This is a genomic window from Mesorhizobium sp. M7A.T.Ca.US.000.02.2.1 (assembly GCF_003996995.1).
GTDB lineage: Bacteria > Pseudomonadota > Alphaproteobacteria > Rhizobiales > Rhizobiaceae > Mesorhizobium.
In genome coordinates this window covers 1-6,854 of the sequence record NZ_RZTT01000329.1, presented here as the reverse complement: position 1 = coordinate 6,854, position 6,854 = coordinate 1, and the positions used below count along the sequence as shown (strand labels likewise).

The following is a 6,854-nucleotide window of genomic DNA, read 5'->3' as shown; positions in this document are numbered from 1 at the left end:
GCACCGGGCCTGCACCTTCGGTGCCGATGGCGATGGCGACCGGCGCGCGGTTGACCAGCGCCGGGGTGAAGAAATCGCAAAGCTCAGGCCGATCGACGGCATTGACCGGAATGCCTAGGCGGCGCGCATCCGCAGCCACCCGACGGTCGAGTTCCTCGTCGCCGCTGGCGGCAAACACCATGATCGCGCCTTCGAGCTGCGATGCGTCGTAAGCGGCGGCAAAATGGCTCGCGCCGGCCTGGGCGATGAAGGCGAGCAGGTCGGGCTCGGCGTGTTCCGCGATGATCCGCAGGACCGCGCTCGACTGTCCGATCAGCCGCGCCTTGGCCAGTGCCTCTTCGCCGCCGCCAACGATGGCCACGGCTTCGCCCTCGACCCGCATGAACACGGGGAAGGCGCTGAGCTTGGGAGCAGTGTGCGACATGGACGCGAGCGGAATCCTGAATGAGCTTGCAGTTCTACGCGCGGGCGCGAGAAACCAGAAGGAACGCACTCGCGCATCCCTTGTCGGGATGCAATTGCTTTTCTGAAAGCATCCCGGCCAAGAGAAAAATATTTCTCGTTTGCAGATGGAGCGGATTCAAGCTGCTGTCGCAGGCCTTGTTTTCCGGGTCTTTTAGCGCCCGGGGAGAAAAGCCGCAAAACTGTTTTTTCTAAATTCTACCAAATTAGTAGATTAAAGCCGCGAACTCTGGACAGCCAGAATGTTCAACGCCGACACGGCTGCCGCCTGGAACATTAGTGGCTCGGGGCGCGTTCTCAAAAGGCCTGTCATATCGGATCGAAACCCCGGCTGCGGAACGCCACGAAAGGCCACCACGCGGCTGAAAAGGAGCCTGTCATCATGAACACAATCATACTCAAGCACGGTACCTGGGTCATGGTGGCCGATGGCGAGAAGGCGCTTTTCCTCAGGAACGCCGGCGACAACAAATACCCGAATCTCGAGGTGGTGCAGGAAATAAAGCAGGACAACCCGCCCACCCGCGAGCAAGGCAGCGACAGCCCGGGCCGGTACAATGATGGTCCCTCCGTACACCGCAGCGCAGTCGAGGATACGGACTGGCACCGCATCGGCAAGGAGCGTTTCGCCGATGAAATCGCCGCCCGGCTCTACAAGCTCGCGCATGACGGCGAATTCAACGAGATCGTGCTCGTCGCACCGCCAGTGGTGCTTGGGACAATGCGCAAAAAGCTGCACAAGGAGGTGGAGGACAAGGTGACCGCCGAAATTCCCAAGACATTGACCAACCATGCCATACCGGAAATCGAGGCCCTGCTGCGGGCAGGCTGATCATTGTCGATCGGCCCTGACGGATCGAGACGAATAGCACCGCACAAATTCCGATCCGGCCGGCAGCTTCTCAGCTGCCGGTCAAATTTTTGCGGCAGCGCCGTCGATTTCACGGATTCGCGGGTTGCATCGCCGACATACCATCCACCATATTGCAAAACAGGCGGCGGCTTTGGGCGGCGCTCATCCAACATCGCTGTTTTTGAAAGGCGCTCCATAGACGATGCCGCATGACACGCCCCTTATCGCCACCATCGTCGCCGGTCTGGGGCTGGCTTTCGTCTTCGGGGCTCTCGCCAACCGCTTCCGTATCCCGCCGCTGGTCGGTTATCTCGTAGCCGGCGTGCTGGTCGGGCCGAACACGCCTGGCTTCGTCGCCGATGCCGGCCTTGCCAACGAACTGGCCGAAATCGGCGTCATCCTCCTGATGTTCGGCGTCGGGTTGCACTTCTCATTGAAGGATCTTCTGTCGGTGCGCGCCATAGCCGTGCCGGGCGCCGTCGTCCAGATCGGCTTTGCCACCGCACTCGGTGCCGGGTTGTCGTGGATGCTCGGCTGGTCGATGGGCGCGGGACTGGTGTTCGGCCTGGCACTATCGGTCGCCTCGACAGTCGTGCTGCTGCGCGCTCTGCAAGAGCGGCGGATGATTGAGACCGAGCGCGGCCGCATCGCTGTCGGCTGGCTGATCGTCGAGGACCTGGCCATGGTGCTGGCGCTGGTGCTGCTGCCGGCGCTGGCCGGCGTGCTCGGCGGCCAGGAGCAGACCGACGCCCATGCAAGCGGGCTGCTGTCGCTGCCGGCCAGCTACGGCATCTGGGGCGTCGTCGGCATCACGCTGGCCAAGGTCGCCGCCTTCGTCGTCGTCATGCTGGTGGTCGGCCGCCGGGTCATCCCCTGGATCCTGCACTATGTCGCCCACACCGGCTCGCGCGAGCTCTTCCGGCTGGCGGTGCTTGCCATAGCGCTCGGCGTCGCCTTTGGCGCGGCCAAACTGTTTGGGGTCTCACTGGCGCTGGGCGCATTCTTCGCCGGCATGATCATGAGCGAATCCGAACTCAGTCACCGTGCCGCCGAAGAATCCTTGCCGCTGCGCGATGCCTTTTCCGTGTTGTTCTTCGTCTCGGTCGGCATGCTGTTCGACCCGTTCAGCCTGATCAGCAATGGCTGGCCGATCCTGGCGACGCTGGCCATCATCGTCATCGGCAAATCGCTGGCGGCGTTCGTCATCGTCGTTGCCTTCGGCTATCCCCTGGCCACCGCATTGATGATTTCGGCAAGCCTTGCCCAGATCGGCGAATTCTCCTTCATCCTGGCCGAGCTCGGCGTCGGGCTGAAACTGTTGCCCGAACAAGGTCGCGACCTCATTCTGGCCGGCGCCATCCTGTCGATCGTCCTCAACCCGCTGATGTTCCTGGCCATCGACTGGATGAAGCCGTGGCTGGAACGGCGCGCCGCCAGGACGGCACCGCCGGTCGAAGCAAAACCGGTTGGTCCGGCGACGGAGCCGGGCCAGGTAGCCTCTGTCGCGGCAACGGCGAAAAGGGAGGACGGGCCGCCGCCAAAGACGGCACTCACCGGCCATGCCATCCTCATCGGCTACGGCCGTGTCGGTGGCCTGGTCGGCTCGGCGCTGAAAGACGCGGCACTGCCCTTCCTGGTCATCGAGGACGCCGACAAGACCCTGACGAAGCTGAAAGCGGACAGCATCGAGACCGTCGCCGGCAATGCGGCCAATGCCGAAGTGTTTGCCGCCGCCAACCCCGAAGGCGCCAGCCGGCTGATCCTTGCCATCCCCAATGCCTTCGAAGCCGGTCAGATCGTGCTCCGAGCCCGCGCCGCTAATCCCGGTATCAACGTTATCGCCCGGGCCCATTCGGATGCCGAGGTCGAACATCTCAAGGGTTTGGGCGCCGATACCGTGATCATGGGTGAACGCGAGATTGCGCGCGGGATTGTGGAAGAAGTTCTCGGTTCCAAACCGGAGTTGAGGCGCGAAACCGCCGAGCCATCGGTGGCCTGAGTCCCAAAGCCCAAGCTGCATTCTCACACGCTAGCAACCTTGATTGGCTCGACCAGCCTTTCAAGTGAGCATTACGCCACGAATGCAGAGCCGCCATTTTGCGCGATACCACTGAGGTATTTGGCCGGCGGCTTCCCAAGCGCCTTCTTGAACATGGTGATGAAGGCCGTGACCGAACCATAGCCGAGATCGCCCGAGACTTGCTGGACACTCTTGCCGGACGCCAGTTCCCGAATTGCAACGATCAAGTGCAATTGCTGGCGCCAGCGCCCGAAACTTAGACCTGTCTCCTTTGTCACAAGGCGGGCGAGACTGCTCTCGCTGAGCGCCATGCGCTTGGCCCAGTCCGCCAGCGTACTGCGGTCGGCAGGGTCTTGCGCCAACGCTTCGGCGATCCTGTTCAAGCGCGGCTCGGATGAGATCGGCAGGTGCAATTGCTGGACAGGCATGCGTGGCAATTCGGTGAGCAGTATCTTGGTCAGGAGCTCGCCCCTCGCCTCGTCGTCCTGCAGCCGATCGGAAAGCTCGATGATCAATTCGCGCAGCAGTGGCGAGATCGAAAGCGTGCAGCACCGCTCCGGCAGGTCGGCGGCTCCCGGCTCTATGTAGACGAAAAAAATCCGGGCGTTGGCGGTCGCGACATTGCTGTGCTCCATGCAGCCGGGGATCCACACCCCGCAATGCGGCGGCACCATCCATAGACCGCTTGGGACGCGGCATGTGACGCCGCCTGCAAGCGCGAAAACGAGTTGGCCCTTGCGGTGCCAATGGGAGGGTACCTCCGCTCTGGTCTCTGGGATATCGACGCGCACGGCAATCGCAGGCGCGGAAAGGTCATCCACATCGAAATCGAGCCAGGGGTAGCTGAGAGGCTGCTTCATGATTGACGGTTTTTAGCGATCAATTGCCTTCATATCTAAATTATTCAAAGGCAAAAGTCGATAAGGTACATTTGCGAATGAGCGGTGCGCCCGCCGCGCAGCCAAGAGGTATGAACCATGCTCGCCCTCGTCATCTCCTCCGGCAGCGCGACCGGACTGAGCATCTCGGAGCTTGCCGAGCCTCAACCGGCCTCGAACGAGGCGCTTGTCTCGGTCCACGCGACCTCGTTGAACCGCGGCGAACTGCGCCTGCTCAGCATACGTCCGAACGGCTGGATACCCGGCCAGGACATCGCCGGGATCGTCGAACGGGCAGCAGCCGATGGCTCAGGGCCGGCCGTTGGTGCCCGCGTCGCGGCTTTGGTCGATCAAGCCGGATGGGCGCAACGTGTCGCCGTTCCGACCGACCGTCTCGCCGTCCTGCCCGATGACGTCAGCTTTGCCGCCGCCGCCACGTTGCCAGTCGCGGGCACGACGGCGCTGAGGACTCTACGCCATGGCGGGGACCTCGCCGGCCAGCAGGGCTTGATCACCGGCGCAAGCGGTGCGGTCGGTCGTTTCCAGATCCAGCTCGCCCGCCATCAGGGCGGATTCGTGACCGCTGTCGCCGCCGCCCGGCACGCTGAGGATCTCCGCGGCCTCGGAGCCAGGCAGGTTGTCGAAGCGATCGATCTGGCCGAGGGACCGTTCTCGCTGATCACCGAGTCGGTTGGCGGCCAAAGCCTCGCATGCGCGATCGAACGCGTCGCCCCTGGCGGGACCATCGTCATGTTCGGTTCGAGCAGCGGCGAACTGACGCCCGTCGGGTTCCGCCAGTTCGTTCCGGATCATGAAGGAGCGAGGCTTCAGACCTTCGCCTACTACACATCCGGTCCAGGCATTGGCGAGGACATCGCCTCGCTGCTCGCTCTGGTCGCAGCCGGCCGGCTCGAAACACGCGTGGCCTTGACCGTGCCATGGACAGACATCGCCCAAGCGCTGAACGCGCTGCGACAGCGCAGCTTCAGCGGCAAGGCCGTTCTCACCATAACAGGATGAGCATCCTGTTTTGTCACACGTGCTGGCCGCCATTGATGTGAATTTCCGAGCCCGTCACATAGGACGCCTGCTGCGAGCACAGGAAGAAGATGATGTCGGCGACTTCGGCCGTGGTGCCAAGGCGCCTGAGAGGGATGGTCTCGACGATCTTGTCAGTGCCCGGCGACAAGATCGCGGTGTCGATCTCGCCGGGCGCAATGGCATTGACGCGGATGCCGTGCGGGCCGAAATCATGTGCCATCTCGCGCGTCAGCGAGCCGAGCGCCGCCTTCGATGTGGCATAGGCCGTGCCGGCAAAGGGATGCACGCGGGTTCCCGCGATCGAGGTTACGTTGACGATCGAGCCCTTGGCCGCCGCCAGCTCCTTGAACAGGCCGCGCGCCAGCATGATCGGCGCGAAGAAATTGACCTGGAACACGTCGCGCCAGACATGCATCGGCGTGTCGATCGAATCCATGCGGCTGTTGCCGTCCTTGAGCTTCGGCGAAATGCCGGCATTGTTGACCAGCGCATGCAACTGGCCGCCATGCGCTTCCAGCCGGTGGCGGATTTCGGAGACGGCGATGCCGACATCCTCCTGATCGGCGAGATCGACCTTGATATGGTCTTCCGGCCCGGCCGGCCACGGGCAATCCTCGGCGAAAGCCTGCCTGGAGCAGGTGATGACGCGCCAGCCCTCGCGCGAAAAACGCTTGACGGTGGCGTGGCCGATGCCGCGGCTGGCGCCGGTCAGCACGATGGTCTTTCGGGTGTCGAGCTCAGTCATTTCAAGGTCTCCGGCCGGCAGATGTAGCCGAACGCCGCCGAGGTGGCGAGAGGCCGAAATGTCACCATTCACCTCAGAGGAGGAACCGGGAAGCCGGCTCGCCGTTGGTTCGGGAGTTGCAGGACAGGGCGCGGGGTTTCAGATCAAATCAATCGGACAGAGCCATGACACAGACAGCACCCCTCGACATAGCCACCGCCTTCACCAAGGCGTGGACAAGCCACGACCTCGAAAAGGCAGCATCCTTGGTCGCCGACGACGTCGTCTTTGATGGGCCGATGCAGCAATCGACCGGCAAGAAACCCTATCTCGAGGGCCTGACCAAACTATCACAGGATGTGACCGGTGTGCGCATGATCGCGGCCTTCGGAGACGATCATCAGGCGCTGCTGATGTATGACTTGATGACAAAGTCGTCCGGCGCGCTTTCCTGCGCCAAGCACCTCACCATCAGCGATGGCAAGATTCACAGCGACAAACTGACCTTTGACAGCAAGAAGTTGGGCAGCGCCAAGCCACGGAATTAGCGGATCGGATCAGCCGCCAAGGAGGTCGAGGATCGAGGTCTGCCGCTTTTTGCGCGGACCGCCGACGTCGCCTGGCGGCACCGGGTGCTTGATCGACGCGGTGGCGCCGTCATCCTCCGGCATGGAGGGGCCGTCGGCATCGACGGTTTGGGCGGGACGGGCCGCGCGGACCGGCGCTTGGGCAACCGGCGCTGCTGGCCGCGCCGGTGCCTGCTGACCGACCGACGTCGACGGAACCGGCGCCGTGTTGTTCGCCGCGGGTATCTCGTCGGGGACGATTGTGTCGGCCGGCGTCGATTTCCAGGTGCCGGGCAGCGGCCGCACCGGC

7 protein-coding genes and 1 pseudogene are annotated in these 6,854 nt (G+C 63.2%); 4 read left to right on the top strand and 4 right to left on the bottom strand.

Features of this window, described 5'->3' with window-relative positions:
• Positions 1–424 (bottom strand): NAD(P)-dependent oxidoreductase (locus tag EOD15_RS25200; protein ID WP_281035579.1); only part of this gene is annotated, 424 nt, incomplete at its 3' end.
• Positions 425–844: 420 nt separating this feature from the next.
• On the opposite strand from EOD15_RS25200, the gene EOD15_RS25195 reads away from it, so the two are divergent.
• Both EOD15_RS25195 and ybaL read left to right on the top strand, forming a co-directional pair.
• Positions 845–1,294, top strand: coding sequence for a host attachment family protein (locus tag EOD15_RS25195; RefSeq protein ID WP_127319294.1), 450 nt, complete (start codon positions 845–847; stop codon positions 1,292–1,294).
• A 223-nt stretch (positions 1,295–1,517) separates the two neighbouring features.
• Positions 1,518–3,314: a YbaL family putative K(+) efflux transporter gene (ybaL, locus tag EOD15_RS25190; protein WP_127319296.1), complete on the top strand. Its 1,797-nt coding sequence runs from the start codon at positions 1,518–1,520 to the stop codon at positions 3,312–3,314.
• 71 nt (positions 3,315–3,385) lie between these two features.
• On the opposite strand, the gene EOD15_RS25185 is transcribed toward ybaL, so the two are convergent.
• Positions 3,386–4,195: a helix-turn-helix transcriptional regulator gene (locus tag EOD15_RS25185; RefSeq protein ID WP_127319298.1), complete on the bottom strand. Its 810-nt coding sequence runs from the start codon at positions 4,193–4,195 to the stop codon at positions 3,386–3,388.
• A 117-nt stretch (positions 4,196–4,312) separates the two neighbouring features.
• On the opposite strand from EOD15_RS25185, the gene EOD15_RS25180 reads away from it, so the two are divergent.
• Complete coding sequence (locus tag EOD15_RS25180; RefSeq protein ID WP_127408945.1) at positions 4,313–5,233, top strand: zinc-binding dehydrogenase; 921 nt, start codon at positions 4,313–4,315, stop codon at positions 5,231–5,233.
• 13 nt (positions 5,234–5,246) lie between these two features.
• Here the strand turns inward: EOD15_RS25180 and EOD15_RS25175 are convergent, their stop codons facing one another.
• Positions 5,247–5,999 (bottom strand): SDR family oxidoreductase, encoded by a 753-nt coding sequence (locus EOD15_RS25175; protein WP_023812510.1) that lies wholly within the window; start codon positions 5,997–5,999, stop codon positions 5,247–5,249.
• Between the two features lie 164 nt (positions 6,000–6,163).
• On the opposite strand from EOD15_RS25175, the gene EOD15_RS25170 reads away from it, so the two are divergent.
• On the top strand, positions 6,164–6,526 hold the full coding sequence (locus EOD15_RS25170) for a nuclear transport factor 2 family protein (protein WP_027037737.1): 363 nt from the start codon (positions 6,164–6,166) through the stop codon (positions 6,524–6,526).
• A 9-nt stretch (positions 6,527–6,535) separates the two neighbouring features.
• On the opposite strand, the pseudogene EOD15_RS25165 reads toward EOD15_RS25170, so the two are convergent.
• Positions 6,536–6,854 (bottom strand): annotated as a pseudogene (locus EOD15_RS25165) (penicillin-binding protein); the annotation flags it as partial.

Bases quoted from the DNA above. Each gene is read 5' to 3' on its own strand.
- EOD15_RS25195 (WP_127319294.1), top strand. From the start codon at position 845: ATGAACACAATCATACTCAAGCACGGTACCTGGGTCATGGTGGCCGAT.
- ybaL (WP_127319296.1), top strand. From the start codon at position 1,518: ATGCCGCATGACACGCCCCTTATCGCCACCATCGTCGCCGGTCTGGGG.
- EOD15_RS25185 (WP_127319298.1), bottom strand. From the start codon at position 4,195: ATGAAGCAGCCTCTCAGCTACCCCTGGCTCGATTTCGATGTGGATGAC.
- EOD15_RS25180 (WP_127408945.1), top strand. From the start codon at position 4,313: ATGCTCGCCCTCGTCATCTCCTCCGGCAGCGCGACCGGACTGAGCATC.
- EOD15_RS25175 (WP_023812510.1), bottom strand. From the start codon at position 5,999: ATGACTGAGCTCGACACCCGAAAGACCATCGTGCTGACCGGCGCCAGC.
- EOD15_RS25170 (WP_027037737.1), top strand. From the start codon at position 6,164: ATGACACAGACAGCACCCCTCGACATAGCCACCGCCTTCACCAAGGCG.